This is a genomic window from Hoyosella levis, assembly GCF_026008515.1.
Classification (GTDB): domain Bacteria; phylum Actinomycetota; class Actinomycetes; order Mycobacteriales; family Mycobacteriaceae; genus Lolliginicoccus; species Lolliginicoccus levis.
Map to the genome: position 1 here is coordinate 40,983 of NZ_BQYM01000005.1, position 19,213 is coordinate 60,195.

Here is a 19,213-nt window from a genome sequence, read left to right on the forward strand (position 1 = left end):
AATACTGAGAGGCCAGGGGCAGGGAGCCTGGGCCAGGCAGAAAGGGCGTGGCCAGCGTGGACGAGAAAGACCTGCGAGTATCCGATGCCGAGCGCGAGCACATCGGGCAGCTCCTCCAGCGCGCGGTCGGCCAGGGATACATCTCGATCGCCGAGTTCGGCGAGCGCATGGACCAGGCCATGCTGGCACGCACGCGCGGCGAGCTCAATGCAGTTGTTGTCGATCTTCCAGGAATGCGCCTGCACGAGGATGCGCGCGATCCGATGCCAGGCCTGCCAGCGGCGCAGCCCGTGCCTGGCCGGCACGCGGTGCCGTCGCCTGACGGCATGCTGCTGCGGGAACGCTTTGGCACGCTCACGAGGAAGGGGAGCTGGACCGTCCCTGGCAGGATCGAGCTGCGCACGCTCTGCAGCGATGTCACCCTTGACTTCACGAATGCCCAGCTCGCGCGCCCCGTGGTGCACATCAGTATCGAGGACAAGGCATCGACAATCGTCCTCATCGTCAATGAGCAGACCACCGTTGACACGAGCGCTGTGGAGACGATCGCAGGCACGGTGACCACGCGGATCGCACCATCAGTGGCCGCGCCCCGGCTCGCGATCACGGTCAGTGGCAAGCTCTGGTTCGGCACCCTGAAGGTGCGGCACCCATTCGGGACCACCTTGCGCAGGATGCTCGACTCCTAGCCGCGTTGCTCGGGGCTGCGAGGCCTCTGGTGCCCGGTGCCGCGGCTGAGCGTGGCTGCCCCTGCAGCGGAATCCGGCCCCCTTTCACAGCATGCCCGCCGCCGAGGCCGCGACCACGAACGCGAGCAGGCCACCGGCAGCATTGGCCATTACATTGATCCCCGCGATGGCCCGCGCCCCGTCCTCGGCGAGCCGCACCGTCTCGAACGCGAACGTCGAATACGTGGTCAGCGCGCCGCACAGGCCCACGCCCACCAGCAACATCCCATCCTGAGGCAGCGCTAGACCCGTAGCCGCGCCGAGCAGCCCACAGCCTAGGACGTTCACCGCCAGGGTGCCCCAGGGGAACACGCTGTCATGGAAAGTGCCTATCCACCGATCAGCGAGATACCGCAGCGGTGCCCCCACTGCGGCACCCAGCACTACCAGCAGCCAGCTCATCGTCGTGGCTGCTGCCCGTCCGCGCGGGGGCGCAGCAGCTCCACCGGCTCGATCGTCACCAGGCGGTCCTCGATCATCCCGCCGAGGGCGTCGACGAACTCGCGCAGCGCTGCCTCGGCATCGACGAGCATGACCACCATGGGCAGGTCCTCGCTCAGCGACAGCAGTCGAGCGGTGTGCACCAGCGACGTCGCGCCGAAGCCTTCCACCCCGCGCAGGACGCTGGCCCCGCGCAGGCCCGCCGCGTGCGCGCGGTGCACGATCTCGCTGTAGAGCGGGCGATGCTTCCAGGTGTCGTTCTCCCCGGTGAGGATCATTAGCCGCGCGAAGCCCGTTGCACCATCCATGGTTTTCATTGTTGCCGCTTCGGCCGCGCGAGCGCGATTCGGGTGGCCGACATACCGAGCCACGTGGCGGCGAGCGCGCCGATCAGCGTGACCAGGAGATAGGCCCCGCCGGCCATAGCGCTGCCACCAGAGAGAAGACCCTCCGCCTCGCCCGCGTACGCGGAGAACGTGGTGTAGCCGCCCAGGAACCCGGTCCCGAGGAACGGACGGGCCAGCGGGGGAGCGGTCACCGCCCCGGTGAGCACGACGAGCAGGACCCCGATGGCCAGGCAGCCAGAGACATTGACCAGCAACGTTGCCCACGGAAAACCACCGGAATGCGGCAGCAGCAGGGATAGGCCGTAGCGGGCGGCTGCACCGAGCGCGCCGCCCAGGGACACCACCGCGATGGCGGGCCCCTGCCCGGCAAGGACGGTCGCGGTCCGGCCCATGCCCGCTGCTAGCCCACGCGGTCCGGCACCGGACCAGTCGTCGAGGAATCCTCGATGGCGCCTGCATCGTCGTGGCCGGGCTCGTCGGCGAGCTCATGCTCCTGCAGCCCGATGCGCCGCTGGATGCGCTTCATCCACTTCGGCGCCCACCAGCACTCATCGCCGAGCATTGCCATCACGGCGGGCACGAGCAGCATGCGGATCACGGTCGCGTCGATGATGAGGGCGGCGATCATGCCAAACGCGATGTACTTCATCATCGCGATCTCCGAGAGGCTGAACGCGCCGGTCACCACGATCAGGATCAGTGCCGCGGCCGTGATGATGTGGCCGGTCTGCGCCGTTCCCATCCTGATGGACTCGGTGGTGGATGCGCCGCGCGCCCGCGCCTCGACCATGCGGGAGACGAGGAAGACCTCGTAGTCGGTGGACAGGCCGTAGATGATCGCGATGATCAGCACCACCACCGCGGCCATCAGTGGGCCAGGCGTGAAGTCGAGCAGCCCCGCGCCGTGGCCCTCCACGAAGATCCAGGTGAGGATTCCCAGGGTGGAGCCCAGGCTCAGGCCCGTCATGACCACGGCCTTGATGGGCAGGGTGAGGGAGCCGAACGCGAGGAACATCAGCAGGGTGGTGATCACGATGACCATCACTGCCATGTACGGGAACGTCTCGACCATCGCATCGATGCTGTCCCGCTCGATGGCCGGGCCGCCACCGACAAGCACCTCGGTCCCCTCGGGAACGTCCATGGCGCGCAATTGGTCGATCGCCGCGGCGGACTCGGCCTCGTCGACGAGGCCGGCGCTGAGCATCACGGCCTCGCTGTTGCGCTGCTCGAGCGTGAACGGGCCGGTGAAGCCGTCGACCTCGTTCGCCTGCCGCAGCACCTGCCCGGTGGCGGAGAGATCACCGGTGATGACCACCTGGACCGGCTTCGTGCGGAACTCGGGGAACTGCTCGTCGAATTGCTGCTGCGCCTGCCGGGTCTCGTTGGCTGGCGGGAGGTACTTCTCCGACAACCCGCCGAACGCGATGTTGCCGATCGGGAGGATCAGCAGGAGCAGGCCAACGACCACAGGGATCGCGACGCGCATCGGACGCTTGATCGACCAGTTCGCGACCCGTCCCCAGAACGTGTGCTGCATCTGCCCGGCGGGCAGCGTCGGCCGCATGCGCGCGAACCCGAGCGCATCGATCCGGCGCCCGAGTATGGACAGCATCGCCGGGAGCAGTGTCACCGCGAGCAATGCCGCGATGGTCACCGCCGCGATGGCCCCGTACGCCACGGACTTGAGGAAGCCCTGCGGGAAGACCAGCAGCCCACCGAGGCTGATCGCGATGATCGTCGCGGAGAACACCACGGTGCGGCCCGCGGTGGCCACGGTTCTCCGGACGGCATCCCGCACGTCGTAGCCCTCCGCGAGTTCCTCCCGGTAGCGGCTCACCATGAACAATCCATAGTCGATGGCGAGGCCGAGACCGATCAGGGAGATCACGGACTGCGCGAAGACGTTGACCTCGACCACGTTGGTCAGCAGTCGTGTCGCGCCCCAGGCCCCAGCGACGGTGAGCACGCCGGTGATCACCGGCAGCGCTGCGGCAACGACGCCGCGGAAGATGAGGAACAGCAGCACGGCGACGGCGGGGAGCGCGATCAGCTCCATCCGCTTGATGTCGTCCTCCATGCCCTTGCTCAGCGCATTGGCCACCGGCTGCAGCCCGGCGATCTCCACATCGAGGCTGGTATCGAGCAATTGCGGCTCGATGGCCTGGTAGTTCGCGAGCACCTCGGTGTCGTTGGCGCCGAGCAGGCCGATGCTGGCGATGGCATATTGCCGGTCGCTCGTAGCCATGACGTTGAAGCCGGACGTCCAGTAGGACTCGACGAAATGAACCTTGTCAGGATTGCCATCACGGACTGCCGCGAGCAGGTCCTGGGCCTCCGCGGCGAACGCGGGATCATCAACGGTGCTGCCCTCGGGCGCGTCGAACAGCACGACGATATCGCCACGATTATCACGGCCGAAGTTCTCGTTGACGATGCGGGACGCCTCGACGGACTCGCTGCCGGGATCGTCCCAGCCGCTCTGCGACAGGCGATCGGCGAGGCCGAGCCCGTAGCCGCCAGCGGCGAGCAGGAGCCCGACCATCACGGCGAGGACGGTGAACCGCGCGGTGTAGACGAACTGGCCCGCCTTCGCGAACAATGTGTACTCCTTCGAACGAGCAATCCCGCTGCCGCGGCAGCCACGACCTCCAACAGTGGCAGAACGAGGAGCGAAAGTCAGCGGATGGTGAGCAACGCCGCAAGCGGCCGGAATGGCTGAAGCCAGGCGCCCTCGTCGGGCAGAGACTCGAGGCTGACCCGCGGCAACGGCTCGCGGAACACCCCGGTGATGTCCTCGAGGTCGACGAACTGCAGCAGGGTCGAGGCCACGGCCCAGCTCGCGTGCTCGCGGAACCCGATGACCTGCACCGGCACGTCATCCTCGGCGAGCTCCTCGAGCGGCTCCCGGAACGCCTGGCCATCCGCGGACGCGACCATGAGCCCGGCGAGTCCATCGGTGGCGTGGCGCATCTCGATGTGATCGAGCATGTCCGCATCGACATCGCTATCATCGTCGATCTTGGGCTTGGCGAAGACCGCGAAACCAACGTTGCGCAGTGCTTCCACCCAGGGGCGCACCACGTCCGCGCTGCCAGGGGCGATATTGGTGAACACGGTCGCCTCGGGCTCGAGCGACCCGGCGGGGGCGCCGGTGCTGCGCTCGATCTCGGCGGTGCGCTGCAGCAACCACCGGCCCAGGGCGTCGAAGCGTGGGCGGTACGCGGCGGTGGGGCGGCCACCGAGGATGGCGCCGAGCCCCATATCGAGGTTGGGGGCATCCCAGACAAGGAGCACGCGACGGCGACGGCCGCCCCCGCTAGGGCCGGCAGGGCCGCCCGCGTGGCTGGCAGTCTCGTCGTTGCTGAGGCTCATCGTGGAAGCTTCCCCCATGCGAAGTCGGATATGGAGTTACCGATGCGGGCCGCCCGGCCCTCGAACTTGGTCTCCGGGCGGACACTGCTCATCGGCCACGGCCAGGTGACCGGGCCGAGCAGCGGCTCAGCGTTGCCGGATTCCTCGATGAACCCAGCGTACTCGGCATGATCGGTCGCGACGTGCACGACCCCGCCCGGCCGCAGCCGCGTTGCCATCAGGTGGAACATCGCTGTGGTGAGCAGCCGGCGCTTGTGGTGGCGCTTCTTCGGCCACGGATCGGGGAAGAACACGCGGAAGCCATCGACGCCCTCCGGCGCGAGCATGTCCTCGAGGATCGACACGGCATCGCCGCGCAGCACCCGGATATTGGTGATGCCGTTATCCTCGATGAGCTGCAGCAGCTTCGCTAGGCCTGGCTTGTACACATCAATGGCGACGAGGTTGATCCCCGGCTCGGCGAGCGCCATCTCGGCGGTCGCGGTGCCCGTGCCGCAGCCGATCTCGACCACGAGGGGCGCTTCCCTGCCGAACCACTCGGTCGCATCGAGCGGGGCATCGCTGGCGTCCCGGCCGAGAACGCCCCATTGGCGGTCCCACACATCCTGGCGGGTCGGCTTGAGCACACCGGTGCGGGTGCGGAAGCTCGTGATCCGCGGGTGGGCGGGCGCATCGGCCTGGTCGGCAGCAGCACTGGCAGCGCTCTCGTCGGGACCGGTGGCGGGCTCGGGCGTGGACGGGGACTGGTGGGGGAGGGAATCACTCGGCACGTCCCTATCGTCCCTGATGCGGCGCGAAACACCATCATGGGGCCGCCGGGATGGGCTGCCGCGCCCTAGGTGATTGGCGATGCCCGGTGCGCCCGGCCACACTAGTACCGGGGAGATCGCTCGAGGGGGGCAATATGGGGGAGCAGCAGCTCGTGCTTGGTGCGGGGCTGGTCCGGATCATCGGCATGCCAGGTTCCGGGGTGTCGACGCTGGCGGCGGAGATCGCCTCCTGGTGGCCGGGACCAGCACCGGCCGGGGGAGAGTGGCTCGAGGTGATCGAGGGCCGGATCGCCCTGGCCGGCACGATCGAGTGGGACGGCCCGACCCCCGCGCCGCGCGGAGTAGTGGTGCAGGTGCTCGGGCAGCGATCGCGGCCAGAGGACCATGCGGCACTCGACGCGCTGCCGCGCGCCCATCATCCACACAGCCACGAGTGCCGCGGCGAGGAATCATGCGCGCGGGTCATCGCCGTGCGCGCGCGAGCCGATCTGTGGCTGCCCCCGCACCGGGGATCGGACGAGGATTCGCGTGTTTCGGCGCGTCACCACGCTGGTTCCGCCGATCGTGATCCCACAATGGACGTGGTTGCCCTCAGCGCGCTCCACGCCCGGGCGCCGCGCGTGCTCACGCTTGCAGACCTCGAGTCCCTGCGGGCGCTCGCCAGCGCATCGGCGCACGGCATGGAGGCGTACTGGCTCGCCGGCGACTTGTTCGTCCGGGGAGCGACCGCTATCGAGGCCGCGCAGCGGCAGCGCCTGCTAGAGGTGCTCGACCTGACGGGCATCAGGATCGCGGTGGACGCGCTGCGGGCCAACGAGTCCCTGGCGCTCGACGAATTGGGAGGGCTGATGCAGCAACACAGCGGGATCGGTGCATTGCGGGAGCGGCTCGCGCACGCCCTGTGGCGCGAGTCGGTGATGCGCGCCGGCGATGCGCGGCTCGATGGCGCCGACGCCGCGGCAAGGGGCCTCGACGTTCCGTGGAGCCCGATCCCGGGGGACGGGGATCGGGCCACGCTGATCGAGCATGCCGCCCGCGCCCGGGCACGGGCCCGGACCGCCACGAGCCCACGCTCGGCCCGGGCATCGCTCGCCGAGTACCAGCACATCGTCCGGATCGCGCAGGGATGCGCGCAGTGAGCACCAACGAGGCTGTCCGCGCGGCCATCCAGGACAACGTCGCCGCGCGCATGCTCGCCGATGACCTGCACCGCACGCTCGCCGCCCACGAGCCCGGCTCCGCGGCCGAGCTCTCGGAACTGCGCGCCATCCGCGCCCCGCGCACCCGCGAGATCATCGACATCGTGGTGATCGGGTCCGGGGACCTGGGCCGCAACGGCCTCGTCGAGGCGCTCAATGCCACCGATGCCACGGGCAGCGTGCGCTACCTGGAGCGGGACCTCGAGCAAGGCTACGACGACAGCGTGACGATCCCCGTGGCGCTCATGGTGTTCGACGCCGCCGGGCCCATTGGCAGCACCGAGCTCGCCGAGCTTCGCGCCCTCGCGCATGGTGTCGACCAGGTTGTCTTCGCCATCACCAAGACCGATATGCACACCAACTGGCGGCAGGTCCGTGATCGCGACGCCCAGCTGCTATCGATCCACACGCCGCGCTTCACCGGCGCCGAGATCCATCCGGTGGCCACGCCGCTCGTGCACGCCGCCAATGACCGGCGCGATACCGATCCCGAGGCTGCCCGCTCGCTCGCTGATTCCGCCGGGATCGATGCCCTGCACGCCGCGGTGCTCGCGCGCGTCCCCGCGCCGCGGACCGACTATGTCGCCCGCAATGTGCTGTGGTCAATGGTCGGGGCATTGCAGGACGCGCAGGCCGCGCGCCAGCGCATCGGACGCGACATCCAGAACAATCCCGAGATCAACCGGCTGCACCGCGTGCGCGCCGAGCTGCTGCGCACCCGCGGCGCGGGCCGCACCGAGGACCTGACAACCGTGCGCGCCGACATCCAGCGGGCCCGCGTCGACCTCGGGCATGAGGTCACCGGATGGGCGAGCAGCACCGCGGCGCTCGCGCGGAACGAGATCGACGCGCTCGACGGCCGCGCCCTCGCCGACTATCCGGCCCGCATCAGGAAGCTCGCGCGGGCCGGGCGGGAGCAGAACCAGGCCCGGATCACCGAGCGCGCGACCGAGCTGTTCGCCAGCCGTTCCCGGCCCGTGCCCGAACAGGTCACGGACAGCACGGCGCGGCAGGCCACGGAAACGGGCACGGGCAGCATTCAGCCCGCGGCCGAAGCGCCCGACATCATGCCCCGGCGCGGGCCCGAGGACTATGTCGTTGCCGTCCTCGGTGCCTCCGCGGGGCTGGGCCTCGGTCGTCTCTTCCTCGGGCCGCTCGCTCTCATGCCCGTGGTCGACATGATCGCCATCCCCCTGACGCTGCTGCTCGGTGTCGTCGTGGCGCTGTGGATGCTGCGGGTGCGCCGCCACGTGGTCGCCCGCGGCCGCCTGCGCGAATGGACGGCCACGCAGATCAGCCAGGCGCGTGCGCTGATGGAGCGCGAGGTCGCCACCAGGCTCGTCACCGCCGAGCAGCACCTCGTGACCGCCACCAACGAGGCGCACGACCGGCGGATCGCGGGCACCGACGAGGACATCGCCGAGCACGAGGCAAGCCTGAGGATGCTCACCGCGCGCCGGGATGACCGGCTCGCCGAGCTGACCAGCGAGATCAACGACATGAACCGGGCCATCGACCGGGCCATCGCATTCCTGCGCGGCCCCGATGAGCAAGCGGAACAGGCCGGATAGCCCTAACGTTGGGAGGGTGAAGACCCGCACCCTGCTCCTGCTCGGCGCAAACGGCGATCTTGCCCACCGGCTGCTCCTGCCCGGCCTGCGCAGCCTGCTCGACGCCGAGCCTGGCCTCGATGTGCGCCTCATCGGGGCGGGCCGCAAGGACCTCCCGGACGGGGACTGGAAGCGTTCCCTCGAGAAGACCCTGCGAATCGATGACGGGAACGCCGCGGACGGCGAGAGCGCCCGGCTGCGCGGGGTCATCGAGGGCTCGCGCTACCTGCGGGCCGATGTCGCGGATGCCACGGACCTGCAGCGGCTGATCGAATCCTGCCCGACCGCGCCCGCCGTGTACTTCGCCCTGCCGCCGGCCGTGACCATCGCGGCCTGCGAGGCCATGCGCGGCCTCGAGCTGCCGCCTGGCACCGTGCTGGCGCTCGAGAAGCCATTCGGCACGAGCGTGGCTACCGCCCGGCAGCTCAACGAGTTGCTCGCGACCCTCCTCCCCGAGGAGCAGGTGTATCGGGTCGATCACTTCCTCGGCAAGTCCACCGTGCTCAACCTGCTCGGCCTGCGGTTCGCCAATCGCATCTTCGAGCCGGTGTGGAACAGCACCTCGATCGATCACGTCGAGATCGTCTATGACGAGAAGCTCGGCCTCGAGCAACGGGCGGGCTACTACGACCATGCCGGCGCGCTGTCGGACATGATCCAGAGCCACTTGCTGCTCGTGCTCGCGCTGGTGTGCATCGAGCCACCGTCCGGGCTCGATGCCGACGACCTGCGGGGCGAGATGGCGCAGGTGCTGCGGGCCACCAGGCCCTTCGGGGGCGATCCGGCAGGGGCATCGCGCCGCGCCAGGTACACCGCCGGGACCATCGAGGGGCGCGAGTTCCGCGGCTACGCCGAGGAGGATGGTGTCGATCCAGGCCGGGGCACCGAGACGCTCGCGGAGGTGACTGTCGGGGTGGAGAACTGGCGGTGGTCCGGGGTGCCGTTCACCCTGCGGTCCGGCAAGGCGCTCGGCGATGCCCGCAAGGAGATCATCATCACGTTCAAGCCGGTGCCGCACCTGCCTACGGGGTTCCTGGGCTGCGCGACTCCGCCACGGCTGCGGATCATACTGGGCCCGGACTGCCTGCACCTCGATCTGAACATCAATGGTGCTGGCGACCCCTTCACGCTCGAGCCCGTGACCCTCTCGGCCGAGTTCGCGAAGGGGGACATGACGCCCTACGGCGAGGTCCTCGGCGGCATCCTCGACGGGGATTCCCTGCTATCGATCCGCGGCGATGTGGCCGAGCAATGCTGGCGCGTCATCGAGCCGGTGCAGCAGGCATGGCGGGATGGCGCTGTGCCGCTCGAGGAGTATCCGGCGGGGACGCCGGGCCCCGCCGGGTGGCGTCCGCGCTGAATCCACGGGATTTCTTCGCCGGAGGGGAACCAAACGAGGTCATCATGCGTCCAAGCCAGTGCGGGAGATCCCAGTGCGATGAGGAGGGCAGGCGCTATGTGGACACCGGATGAGCTCGCGGGTGGTGGATGCCTCGGCGACCTGCTGGGGGAGCGGGAGGGGAGCGTCGGCGTGTCGCCGGAGCTGTGCAGGCCCGAGCTGCTGAACCCCTCGCTGGACCTCGATGGTGATGGAATCCACGACAGCGCTCGCTTGCTCGTGGGCGAAAGCGTGATCGTGGCCACGGATTACTCGGCGGATGGGTACATTGACACCGTTGCTAGCTTCGATGCTGACGGCACGTACGCGGTGTGGAATGTGACGAAACCGGCAGCTAGTGAAGGTGAACAGTGGCAGATCAACGATGAGGGGCTGCTAGCCTAGGGGCGAAGTGCTGCATCAGTGCTCGACCGTGAGCGCGCGGTGGGCCGATGCTGCGGATCCGCTCTCACAAAGGGCTGGCTGGGTTCGTCGCGGTGGTTCCGTGCGGCACTCGCAGTGGCCAGAGGCGCACAACCCCTCGCGTCGGCGCTAACCTGTTTATTAGGACACCAGGTGTTTGCATTTTCGGTCGACCGGAATCAGCATGTGCTTCCGGTTGTTCGTAACAGTGCAGGTACCGAACTGAGTGGATGCGGCAAGGCTCGCTCATCCCGGCCGCCCGGCCCGGGACGCGAGCCGCGACCGGTCCCATACCAGGAGAGGCTGATGACAGCAGCGACCATTCCAGGGCTGAACGGAACGGGCGACACGGTTCCGACGAAGCATGCAGAACTTCTCGCGTGGGTGCAAGAAGTCGCCGAGCTCACCCAGCCGGATCGCGTCGTGTTCGCCGACGGTTCCGATGCCGAGTGGGAGCGACTCACCGATCAGCTGGTAGAGGCCGGGACCTTCACCCGCCTGAACGAGGAGAAGCTGCACAACTCGTTCCTGGCACAGTCCGATCCATCCGACGTTGCCCGCGTGGAATCGCGCACCTACATCTGCAGCGAGCGCGAGGAGGACGCCGGGCCCACCAATAACTGGATGGCGCCCGACGAGATGCGCCGCACGATGACCGAGCTCTACCGGGGCTGCATGCGGGGCCGCACCATGTTCGTGGTGCCCTTCTGCATGGGGCCGCTGGGCTCCGATGATCCCAAGCTCGGCGTCGAGATCACCGATTCCGAGTATGTCGTGGTCTCCATGCGCGTGATGACCCGCATGGGCAGTGCCGTCATGGACCTGCTCGGCGAGGATCGTCCCTTCGTCAAGGCCCTGCACTCGGTGGGCGCGCCTCTCGAGCCGGGCCAGGACGACGTGCCGTGGCCCTGCAACGACACCAAGTACATCACTCACTTCCCCGAGGCCCGCGAGATCTGGTCCTTCGGCTCGGGCTACGGCGGCAACGCGCTGCTCGGCAAGAAGTGCTACGCGCTGCGCATCGCTTCCGCCATGGCCCACGACGAGGGCTGGCTGGCCGAGCACATGCTCATCCTCAAGCTCATCTCGCCCGAGGACAAGGTCTACTACATCGCGGCAGCGTTCCCGAGCGCCTGCGGCAAGACGAACCTCGCGATGATCCACCCGACCGTGCCGGGCTGGCGCGCCGAGACGCTGGGCGATGACATCGCTTGGATGCGCTTCGGCGAGGACGGGCGGCTCTACGCCGTCAACCCCGAGTTCGGCTTCTTCGGCGTGGCGCCGGGCACCAACTGGAGCTCCAACCCCACCGCCATGAAGACCATCGAGGCTGGCAACACCGTCTTCACCAATGTCGCCAGGACCGATGATGGCGGAGCGTGGTGGGAGGATCTGGAGAACCAGCCCGATCACCTCATCGACTGGCTCGGCCAGGACTGGACGCCTGACTCCGGGCGAAAGGCAGCGCACCCGAACTCGCGGTACTGCACCCCGATGTCGCAGTGCCCGACCCTCGCTCCCGAATGGGACGATCCGCAGGGCGTGCCGATCTCCGCGATCCTCTTCGGTGGTCGCCGCAAGAACACCGTGCCGCTGGTCAACCAGTCCTTCAACTGGAAGCACGGCGCATTCATGGGCGCGACCATGTCCTCCGAGCAGACCGCTGCCGCCGAGGGCCAGGTCGGCTCCGTCCGCCGCGATCCGATGGCCATGATCCCGTTCCTCGGCTACCACGTCGGTGACTACCTGCAGCACTGGATCGACATCGGCAAGAACTCCGACGAGACCAAGCTGCCGAAGATCTTCTACGTCAACTGGTTCCGCCGCGGCGACGACAAGCGGTTCCTCTGGCCAGGCTTCGGCGAGAACAGCCGGGTCCTCAAGTGGATCGTCGAGCGCATCGAGGGCACCGCGGACGCCCAGGCCACCCCGATCGGGTATGTGCCGACGGCCGCTGACATCGACCTCGACGGCCTCGACGCCGACCGCGACGACGTCAACGAATCCCTCGCGGTCAACGTCGACGACTGGAAGGCCGAGATCCCGATGATCGAGGAGTGGCTGCAGTTCGTCGGCGACAAGCTGCCGAGCGGCATCCGCGACGAGTTCGAGGCCCTCAAGGAGCGCCTCGACAGCTGAGCCGCGCAAGCGCGCATCACGCCCGGAAGGGGCCGGCCTGTTCGCGCAGGCCGGCCCCTTCCGCATCCAGCTCCGCCGCGGGACGGTGAAACCGCTGCGCCAGGCCCGCGATCATGGGAACAATGGGGCTACCGGCAATCCCCGAGCTACAGGAGCACCCATGGCAGACCACACCTATCGCGTCTCCGAGATCGTCGGAACCTCGCCGAACAGCATCGATGACGCCGTCAGCGGAGCTATCGGCCGGGCATCGCAGACCCTGCGCGGCCTCGACTGGTTCGAGGTCACCGAGATCCGCGGCCACATCGTCGACGGGGCCGTCGCCCACTACCAGGTCGGCCTGAAGGTCGGCTTCCGCCTCGACGACCCCAGCTAGGCCTGCTCGCGCTTGCGCAGCACCAGCACAAGATTGCTGGTGATCACCTCTCGCAGCACCGGCACGCGCACCACCCACCATGACCACCACGGGTTGTAGCGCGGGAACGCGGACACGAGCTCCGCTGGTCCTCCAGGCGCGCTCGCGGCCTGGGCCCAGCGCAGCCCTGCCGCAGCGGTGATGGGGAACAGCGACACCCCGAACCGGTTCTTCGGCTCGTGGCCATGCCTGCGGCGATACCGGCGTGCCGCGAGCTCGCCGCCAAGGAAATGCCACTGGCCGGTCTCGTGCCCGCCGAACGGACCCCACCACAGCGTGTAGGACAGCACCACCAGCCCGCCCGGACGGACAACCCGCACCATCTCGTCCGCCATCCGCCAGGGCGTGCCCACATGCTCGGCGACGTTCGAGGAGAAGCACACATCCACGCTGTCGCTGCGGAGGGGCAGCGCCATGCCCGAGCCGCGCACCGAGCCGGGAAGACGGATGCCTGCCGCGTGCATCTCCGACGCATCCGGCTCCACCGACACGTAGCGGGCACCAAGCTCGTCGAATGCATCAGAGAAGTACCCGGGGCCACCGCCCACGTCCAGTACGAGGCAACCGCTCAGGTCGCGGCCGGTAGCGCCGGCCTGCACCTCGGCGAGCATCAGTGCCGTATCGTCCGCGATCGCTCCGTAGAACCTCGCCGGGTCGGACTGCTCGAAGCGGAAGGCGCGCAGCAGCGACCAGGCGCGACCTAGCGAAGCGTGCCGGGCGAACGCGCGCGAGGCCGGCGAGGAAACAAAAAGAGGCGACACATCGATACAGCGTAGTGACGATCACGGAACGGCACACCCTGGCCATTCGCGGTGGCAGGCAGCGGCACGCGCGTCTATCGTGTGGCAGAGCCCATCGCGGGCATGGCCCTGGCCGTGACCGCGATGGAGCGCTGGTCGAGGAGTTGGGAGCAACGCGTGCGCGAGGTCTTGCTGTTGTGCTGGCGCGATACCAGCCACCCGCTCGGCGGCGGCAGCGAGCGCTACCTCGAGGAGGTCGGTGCTGCCCTCGCCGCGCGAGGCGTGCGCGTCACCCTCCGCACCGCCCGCTACCGCGGCGCGCCGCGATCAGAGGCTCGCGATGGCATGCGCATCAGCCGTGGCGGCGGTCGCTTCACCGTCTATCCCTGGGCGTTGCTCGCCATCGTCGGCGCACGGTTGGGGATCGGCCCGCTGCGCGGCACCAAGCCGGACGTGATCATCGATACGCAGAATGGGGTGCCGTTCTTCGCCCAGCTGGTGGCCTCCGCGCCCGTCGTGCTGCTCGTGCACCACTGCCACCGCGAGCAATGGCCCGTGGCGGGGCGCCTGCTGGCTCGCCTCGGTTGGTGGATCGAATCGTGGCTCTCGCCGCGGCTGCACCGCCACGACCAGTACCTGACCGTTTCGTTGCCGTCGGCCGACGAGCTCATCGCGCTCGGGGTCGCTCCCTCCCGCGTCGCGGTCGCGCGCGCCGGTGCCGATGCGCCACCGCCCAGCGTGCCGCCGGGGACACCGGCGACCCGGGCCGCGAGCCCCACCATCACGGTGCTCTCGCGCCTGGTGCCGCACAAGCAGATCGAGGACGCGCTCGTTGTTGTTGCCAGGCTCCGCGACACCATCCCTGGCCTGCGGCTTGATGTGATCGGTGACGGCTGGTGGCAGCCACGGCTGCGCCGCGAGGTGGCCGCGCTGCAGATCGAGGACGCGGTCACGTTCCATGGGCATGTCGACGAGGAATCGAAGCATCGCCTCCTCTCGCGATCCTGGTTGCACCTGATGCCCTCGCGCAAGGAAGGGTGGGGCCTCGCCGTCATCGAGGCAGCCCAGCATGGCGTGCCGACAATCGGCTACCTGTCCTCGCGCGGCCTGACCGACTCGATCATCGATGGCGTCACCGGGCGCCTCGTCACCGATCGCAGCGAGCTCGTGGACGTGGCGCGGGAGTTGCTCGACGATGAGGTCGAGCGTGCGCTGCTCGGCGAGAAGGCGCGTGCCCGCGTGGCCGAGTTCTCCTGGCAGCAGTGCGCCTCGAGCGTCGAGGCCGTGCTCGAGGCCGCAGCACGCGGGGAGCATCGCTCCGGGATCATCGTGCCGGCTACTGCCTCCAGCGCGCCCGGCGCCATGTCATCGCTGCACGGCAGCCGTACGGCCTGAATAGCCGCGCGCTCTCCTCGACCGGGCCACCGAGCTCGCGAGCAGCACGGCTCCCGCGGCGAGCAGCGCCAGCCACGCCACATGGGCCACCAGCACCGCCGTGTAGGCCCGGTCGTCATACGCCACGGGCGTGATCGGACCAGGCACCTCGTGCAGCACCACATCGGGTCCAGCAACCACGATCGGCAGCCTCGCGAGCAATGCCCGAGCAGCACCACGTTCCCCTGGGGCACTGGGTTGATCGATCACCCAGCGAATACCCAGTGCTGCGAGGTCCCGAGGCGCCCCGCCTGCCAGCAGGACAGCCTCCACCGCGCGGGCCCGCGGATCCTCCCCCCGCACGACCGTGCCGCCCACTGGAAGATCGCTCGTGATGACCACCTCGCGCGGCACCATCCGGGGCGCAGGATCCAGCACTACCTGCCCAGGGGCGTACGGGTAGTGCCGCAACAGGCCCGCGGGCAGCACCGCCACATCGCCGGGCCCGGATGCCCCTTCCAGGTATTCCGCCACCGTGGCCCACCCATCCGGGTACTCGATCGGGCGCAGCGCCCCGCCAGCGCCCCACGCCGCATCCGGTAGCACCGCCACCAGCAACACCACCAGCAACGCCGGGGCCCCGCGCGGAGCCACCGCCTGCGCCAGCCAGCGTGTGGCAGCCGCGGCGCACAGCACTAGGAATGGCACCGCCAGCGCCACCCATTTGTGCGTATCGCGCAGCAGCCCGCCACCCGGGAGCGACACCACCGCCTCCATCGCCCGCAGCCCCGGGCCCGTGGCCGCCAGGGCCGGGCCGAGCACCGCGACCGCAGCGAGGACCGCCAGCACCCCAGCGGCGCGTCGTGGCGCGGCAGCAGGCCCCGAAGGCGCGGACCCTGATGACTGGTGGCCGCGCGCGCCCCGGCCTAGCAGCGCCCATCCGCCGACGAGCACGATCAGCACGATCGACGCCGTGGCCAGCACGCCCAGCCCGGCGGCACGGCTCGGCGGGACGGCCCCGGCATTCCAGATGCCCCCCAGGCTCACCAGGCTTCCCAGCGTGCCCAGGCCCGTCTCGGCGCGCGCCGCGAAGGCCGCCACCCCGGACGCATCGCTCGTGCCCGGCTGCCCGGATACCACCGCGGCCACTATCCATGGCGCCGCCACGATCAGGCTGATCGATCCCAGCGCGCCCACTGCGCGCGCCACCCGCGGCGGCGGGAACGCGATCAGGCCAGCGGATGCGGCGAGGACGGCAAGGACCGCCCCGGTCGGGGTGAGCCCTGCCACTCCGATCGCAACGACGAGCAAGGGAAAGCCGCCCGCATCGCGCCGATGGATCCGCGCGGCGGCGACGATGATCCACGGCAGCGCGCCGTAGCCCGCCAGCAAGCTCCAGTGCCCCTGCAGCAGCCGCTCCACCACATAGGGATTCCACACCGCCAGGGTTCCCGCGACGATCTCCGCGCCCGCCCTGCCAGGACCCGGGGCCCACCAATGCCGCACCAGCGCGATCGCGCCCCATCCCGCCGCGAGCAGGAACAGCGACAGCAGCGCGGTGACCAGCACGCCCCCATCGACCCAGCGGGAGAGCATCGCCAGCAGCCAGTCCTGCGGAACCGCGCGCGGCGCCGAGCCCCCCACACCGAGCGCCGAGCTCGTGGGATAGGAGCGCGGAGTGGCTACCGCGTCGCGGTGCAGCAGGTAGCCGGGCCGCCACAGCGGCAGCAGCATGACGGTGACCAGCAGCATCACCTGGGCGGGGCCGGCCCAGCTCGACCAATGCCGGGCTCGCGGACCAGTGAAGGGCATGCCGGAACGATACGTGCCGGCGGGCGCGGGTGGCTCGCCGAGGCATCGGCACGCCATGATGGTGGCGTGACTGGACAGGCGCGCGCGGGCACCCTCATGGCAGGGATGTCCCTCGTGACGGCCGGGTCGCTCATCGCCAACGCCGCTTCCTACCTGCTGCACGTGCCCGCGAGCAGCTGGCTGGGGCCGAGCAGCTACGGCGCGTTCGCCAGCCTGCTCGCCGCGCAGCTCCTGCTGGCGGTACCGGCGCTGGCCCTGCAGATGGTGGTGGCACGCCGCATCGTCACCGGCCGACTCGCCGGCGTCGACCGGATCGGGGAAGCACGGCACCTCGGTGCCGCGACGGTCATGCTGGTCGCGGTGGTGGCAGTGGTGGTGGTGCCCATTGCCTCGTGGGCGCTCGGCACCTCGCTGGTGGCGACGTTGCTGGCATTGAGCACGGCACCCATCCTGGTGGTGCTTGCCGCGGAGCAGGGAATCCTGCAGGGCACCGGGCGGTTCGGGGCGCTCGCCCTCGTGATCGCCGGAGCCGGCCTGGCCCGGGTGGTGCCCGCGATCCTCGTGCTCTGGCTGGGCGGGGGAGTGGAGGGTGCTCTTGGCGCGGGCGCGCTCGGCACGGTCGTGGCTGCCATCGCGGCCCGGCGCCTGGTGGGCGAGGCGCCCGCCTTCGTGGAGGGGCAGGGCTCGGCCCGCCCCGATGTAGGAGCTGTCCTGCGCGCCTCGCAGGTGCAGCTGGTGATCATGGCGTTCACCGCGATCGATCTGCTGATGGCGCGCATGGTGCTCGACGAGGTCGCCGCCGGGGTGTACGCGCTGGGGGCCGTAGCGGCGAAGGTGGCGTTCTGGCTGCCGTTCGCGGTGGGAGTCGTGCTGTTCCCGCGCATGGCGGACCCCGCGCGCACCCGCGAGTCGCTCGGCGCGATGCTCGCCGTGCTTGCTGTGCTAGGCACGGGGCTCACGGTGGCAGCGTGGCTGCTCGCCCCGATCGTTCCCGGCGTGGTGGGCGAGGATTACCGGCCCGTAGTGGGCGTGCTGTGGCTGTTCGCCGCGCACGGGGCCGTCCTCAGTGCTGTGCAGGGCGCGCTGCTGTCCGTGATCGCGCGGGATCGCACTGCTGTGGCGGCGCTCGCCTGGACTGGCCTGGTTGTGCTCGCCGGCATGCTCCTGCTGGTGCCGACCACTGTCACGGCATTCATCCTCACCGCTCTGCTCGTCGCCACGGTGACACTGCTCGCAGTGGTGGGCGCGGTACTGCGTTCGCTGCGGGAGCCCTACCGGAGCCCGCCCGAGTAGAGCATCACCGCGGGATCATCGTCAGTGCCTGCACCGTCATCGCTGTCATCAGGCTCGTCCTCGGCCGCATCATCGCGCCGGGATGCGCGAACCCCGAGTGCGAGGCCCGCGCCCAGTGACACGAGCCCGAGCGCCACGAGGATCCACGAGGTGTGGATGGACACTGGGCCAGCGCCGATGGCGAGCTGTACACGGTCCCGCTCGGCGCGCGCGGCGTCGAGCTGTGCCGCAACGGTGGCACTGGTGAACGACAGGTCATGCTCGGAGACCGGCAGGGCCCGGTCCTCGGGGCTCGTGCCGAAGAACTGGTTGACCTGCTCGCGGGAATCAACGATGGTGCCGGAGACCGGCTCGACCCATAGGTCGCGCTGCACCGTGTAGTAGCGGGTCATGAAGAGGATCTCTCCGGCATCGTCCGCGGACTCATCGACCAGGCCCCAGCCCGCACGCGTCATGCCGACTCGGTTTGCTTGGTCGCGGGTCGCGCGGAAAAGATCGACCGGGCCCAACGCCTGCCGGTAGTGGCGGACGGTCACGCCGTCGAGCTCGGTGTCCTCCACGAACTCAGCAGCCGAGGATGCGCGAGCGGTGAGGTCATACACCGGATATGCCTGGCGGCCCGCCCCGTAGGGGAAGCGGTATTGCAGGCCATCGCGGGGCAGTTGCACGGCGGGGGATTCCCGATCGACCTGCAGGGATGCAATCGGCTCGCTCACCGGCATCGCGTCATGCCGATCAATCGTCACTCGATCGATGAGCGCCGAGACCAGCCCGCGGCCCGGCGTTGAATCAGCGCGCATCAGCGCATGCCCGGCCTGCAACGTCGCGGTCTCGCTCGATACCGGATCCTCGACCGTGACGCGCGTCTGGCTGCGCAGCGGCACGTCCTCCTCCCACGGCTCCTCATCGCCCTGGGCGAGCAGCGCGACGTCGAGCAAGGTGCCGGATCCCTCCATGATGCGCGTGGACTCATGGCCGAGGGGCAACCGCTCGAGCTTCGGCGCGGTGTAGAGGGGCAGCAGCGCCGCCACCACTAGGAGGAACACTGCGAATCCCACGAGCAGGGAAGCAGCAAGACGGGCTGCGCCCCCGGAACGTCCAGCCATGAAGGATTCCCCCGTAAGCATCATGCACGTTGATTCTCGACTACGATCGACCGACGATAACAG

18 protein-coding genes are annotated in these 19,213 nt (G+C 69.4%); 9 read left to right on the top strand and 9 right to left on the bottom strand.

The features are described from left to right. Positions 1-56: 56 nt before the first annotated feature. Entirely contained in the window at positions 57-689 is a 633-nt protein-coding gene (locus tag QC765_RS06890) for a DUF1707 SHOCT-like domain-containing protein (protein WP_278313699.1), read from the top strand. A gap of 84 nt (positions 690-773) precedes the next feature. Here the strand turns inward: QC765_RS06890 and QC765_RS06895 are convergent, their stop codons facing one another. The 6 genes from QC765_RS06895 to trmB all read right to left on the bottom strand — a co-directional run bounded on the left by QC765_RS06895 (position 774) and on the right by trmB (position 5,661). Further along, complete coding sequence (locus QC765_RS06895; RefSeq protein WP_278313700.1) at positions 774-1,130, bottom strand: fluoride efflux transporter FluC; 357 nt, start codon at positions 1,128-1,130, stop codon at positions 774-776. Then, positions 1,127-1,477: a DUF190 domain-containing protein gene (locus QC765_RS06900; RefSeq protein WP_278313701.1), complete on the bottom strand. Its 351-nt coding sequence runs from the start codon at positions 1,475-1,477 to the stop codon at positions 1,127-1,129. Before QC765_RS06900 ends, QC765_RS06895 begins: the two co-directional genes overlap by 4 nt. Before the next feature lie 5 nt (positions 1,478-1,482). After that, positions 1,483-1,908: a fluoride efflux transporter FluC gene (locus tag QC765_RS06905; RefSeq protein WP_278313702.1), complete on the bottom strand. Its 426-nt coding sequence runs from the start codon at positions 1,906-1,908 to the stop codon at positions 1,483-1,485. Positions 1,909-1,916: 8 nt separating this feature from the next. Beyond that, a complete protein-coding gene (locus QC765_RS06910; RefSeq protein WP_309297296.1) occupies positions 1,917-4,118 on the bottom strand; it encodes an MMPL family transporter in 2,202 nt (733 codons plus the stop codon). 77 nt (positions 4,119-4,195) lie between these two features. Then, entirely contained in the window at positions 4,196-4,891 is a 696-nt protein-coding gene (locus tag QC765_RS06915; protein ID WP_278313703.1) for an NYN domain-containing protein, read from the bottom strand. Beyond that, complete coding sequence (gene trmB, locus QC765_RS06920) at positions 4,888-5,661, bottom strand: tRNA (guanosine(46)-N7)-methyltransferase TrmB (RefSeq protein WP_278313704.1); 774 nt, start codon at positions 5,659-5,661, stop codon at positions 4,888-4,890. The genes QC765_RS06915 and trmB overlap by 4 nt, the downstream gene beginning before the upstream one ends. 134 nt (positions 5,662-5,795) lie before the next feature. Here trmB and QC765_RS06925 point away from each other — a divergent pair, with 134 nt between their 5' ends. The 6 genes from QC765_RS06925 to QC765_RS06950 all read left to right on the top strand — a co-directional run bounded on the left by QC765_RS06925 (position 5,796) and on the right by QC765_RS06950 (position 12,786). Further along, positions 5,796-6,800: a hypothetical protein gene (locus tag QC765_RS06925; RefSeq protein WP_278313705.1), complete on the top strand. Its 1,005-nt coding sequence runs from the start codon at positions 5,796-5,798 to the stop codon at positions 6,798-6,800. Beyond that, positions 6,797-8,431, top strand: coding sequence for a hypothetical protein (locus tag QC765_RS06930; protein WP_278313706.1), 1,635 nt, complete (start codon positions 6,797-6,799; stop codon positions 8,429-8,431). Before QC765_RS06925 ends, QC765_RS06930 begins: the two co-directional genes overlap by 4 nt. 16 nt (positions 8,432-8,447) lie before the next feature. Continuing rightward, complete coding sequence (locus tag QC765_RS06935) at positions 8,448-9,830, top strand: glucose-6-phosphate dehydrogenase (protein ID WP_278313707.1); 1,383 nt, start codon at positions 8,448-8,450, stop codon at positions 9,828-9,830. Between the two features lie 96 nt (positions 9,831-9,926). Continuing rightward, entirely contained in the window at positions 9,927-10,253 is a 327-nt protein-coding gene (locus QC765_RS06940) for a DUF6802 family protein (protein ID WP_278313708.1), read from the top strand. A 324-nt stretch (positions 10,254-10,577) separates the two neighbouring features. Then, positions 10,578-12,410: a phosphoenolpyruvate carboxykinase (GTP) gene (locus tag QC765_RS06945; protein WP_278313709.1), complete on the top strand. Its 1,833-nt coding sequence runs from the start codon at positions 10,578-10,580 to the stop codon at positions 12,408-12,410. Positions 12,411-12,570: 160 nt separating this feature from the next. Further along, positions 12,571-12,786, top strand: a complete 216-nt coding sequence (locus QC765_RS06950) for a dodecin (protein ID WP_278313710.1) — start codon at positions 12,571-12,573, stop codon at positions 12,784-12,786. On the opposite strand, the gene QC765_RS06955 is transcribed toward QC765_RS06950, so the two are convergent. Further along, entirely contained in the window at positions 12,783-13,586 is an 804-nt protein-coding gene (locus QC765_RS06955; RefSeq protein ID WP_278313711.1) for a class I SAM-dependent methyltransferase, read from the bottom strand. The two genes, QC765_RS06950 and QC765_RS06955, sit on opposite strands and share 4 nt — an antisense overlap. Before the next feature lie 156 nt (positions 13,587-13,742). On the opposite strand from QC765_RS06955, the gene QC765_RS06960 reads away from it, so the two are divergent. Next, positions 13,743-14,960, top strand: coding sequence for a glycosyltransferase family 4 protein (locus QC765_RS06960; protein ID WP_278313846.1), 1,218 nt, complete (start codon positions 13,743-13,745; stop codon positions 14,958-14,960). On the opposite strand, the gene QC765_RS06965 is transcribed toward QC765_RS06960, so the two are convergent. Then, the gene (locus QC765_RS06965) at positions 14,931-16,751 is read right to left on the bottom strand and encodes an MmpA family trehalose lipid delivery protein (RefSeq protein ID WP_278313712.1); all 1,821 of its coding nucleotides are present in this window, start codon (positions 16,749-16,751) and stop codon (positions 14,931-14,933) included. The two genes, QC765_RS06960 and QC765_RS06965, sit on opposite strands and share 30 nt — an antisense overlap. Before the next feature lie 66 nt (positions 16,752-16,817). On the opposite strand from QC765_RS06965, the gene QC765_RS06970 reads away from it, so the two are divergent. Continuing rightward, the gene (locus tag QC765_RS06970; RefSeq protein WP_309297297.1) at positions 16,818-18,044 is read left to right on the top strand and encodes a polysaccharide biosynthesis protein; all 1,227 of its coding nucleotides are present in this window, start codon (positions 16,818-16,820) and stop codon (positions 18,042-18,044) included. Here QC765_RS06970 and pgfA read toward each other — a convergent pair. Next, a complete protein-coding gene (gene pgfA, locus QC765_RS06975) occupies positions 18,023-19,150 on the bottom strand; it encodes a cell envelope lipid trafficking protein PgfA (RefSeq protein WP_278313713.1) in 1,128 nt (375 codons plus the stop codon). The two genes, QC765_RS06970 and pgfA, sit on opposite strands and share 22 nt — an antisense overlap. Positions 19,151-19,213 lie beyond the last annotated feature (63 nt).

Coding starts and splice junctions, on each gene's coding strand:
- QC765_RS06915 (WP_278313703.1), bottom strand. CDS start 4,891: ATGAGCCTCAGCAACGACGAGACTGCCAGCCACGCGGGCGGCCCTGCC.
- QC765_RS06965 (WP_278313712.1), bottom strand. CDS start 16,751: ATGCCCTTCACTGGTCCGCGAGCCCGGCATTGGTCGAGCTGGGCCGGC.
- QC765_RS06945 (WP_278313709.1), top strand. CDS start 10,578: ATGACAGCAGCGACCATTCCAGGGCTGAACGGAACGGGCGACACGGTT.
- QC765_RS06940 (WP_278313708.1), top strand. CDS start 9,927: ATGTGGACACCGGATGAGCTCGCGGGTGGTGGATGCCTCGGCGACCTG.
- QC765_RS06950 (WP_278313710.1), top strand. CDS start 12,571: ATGGCAGACCACACCTATCGCGTCTCCGAGATCGTCGGAACCTCGCCG.
- QC765_RS06895 (WP_278313700.1), bottom strand. CDS start 1,130: ATGAGCTGGCTGCTGGTAGTGCTGGGTGCCGCAGTGGGGGCACCGCTG.
- QC765_RS06900 (WP_278313701.1), bottom strand. CDS start 1,477: ATGGATGGTGCAACGGGCTTCGCGCGGCTAATGATCCTCACCGGGGAG.
- QC765_RS06925 (WP_278313705.1), top strand. CDS start 5,796: ATGGGGGAGCAGCAGCTCGTGCTTGGTGCGGGGCTGGTCCGGATCATC.
- QC765_RS06905 (WP_278313702.1), bottom strand. CDS start 1,908: ATGGGCCGGACCGCGACCGTCCTTGCCGGGCAGGGGCCCGCCATCGCG.
- pgfA (WP_278313713.1), bottom strand. CDS start 19,150: ATGGCTGGACGTTCCGGGGGCGCAGCCCGTCTTGCTGCTTCCCTGCTC.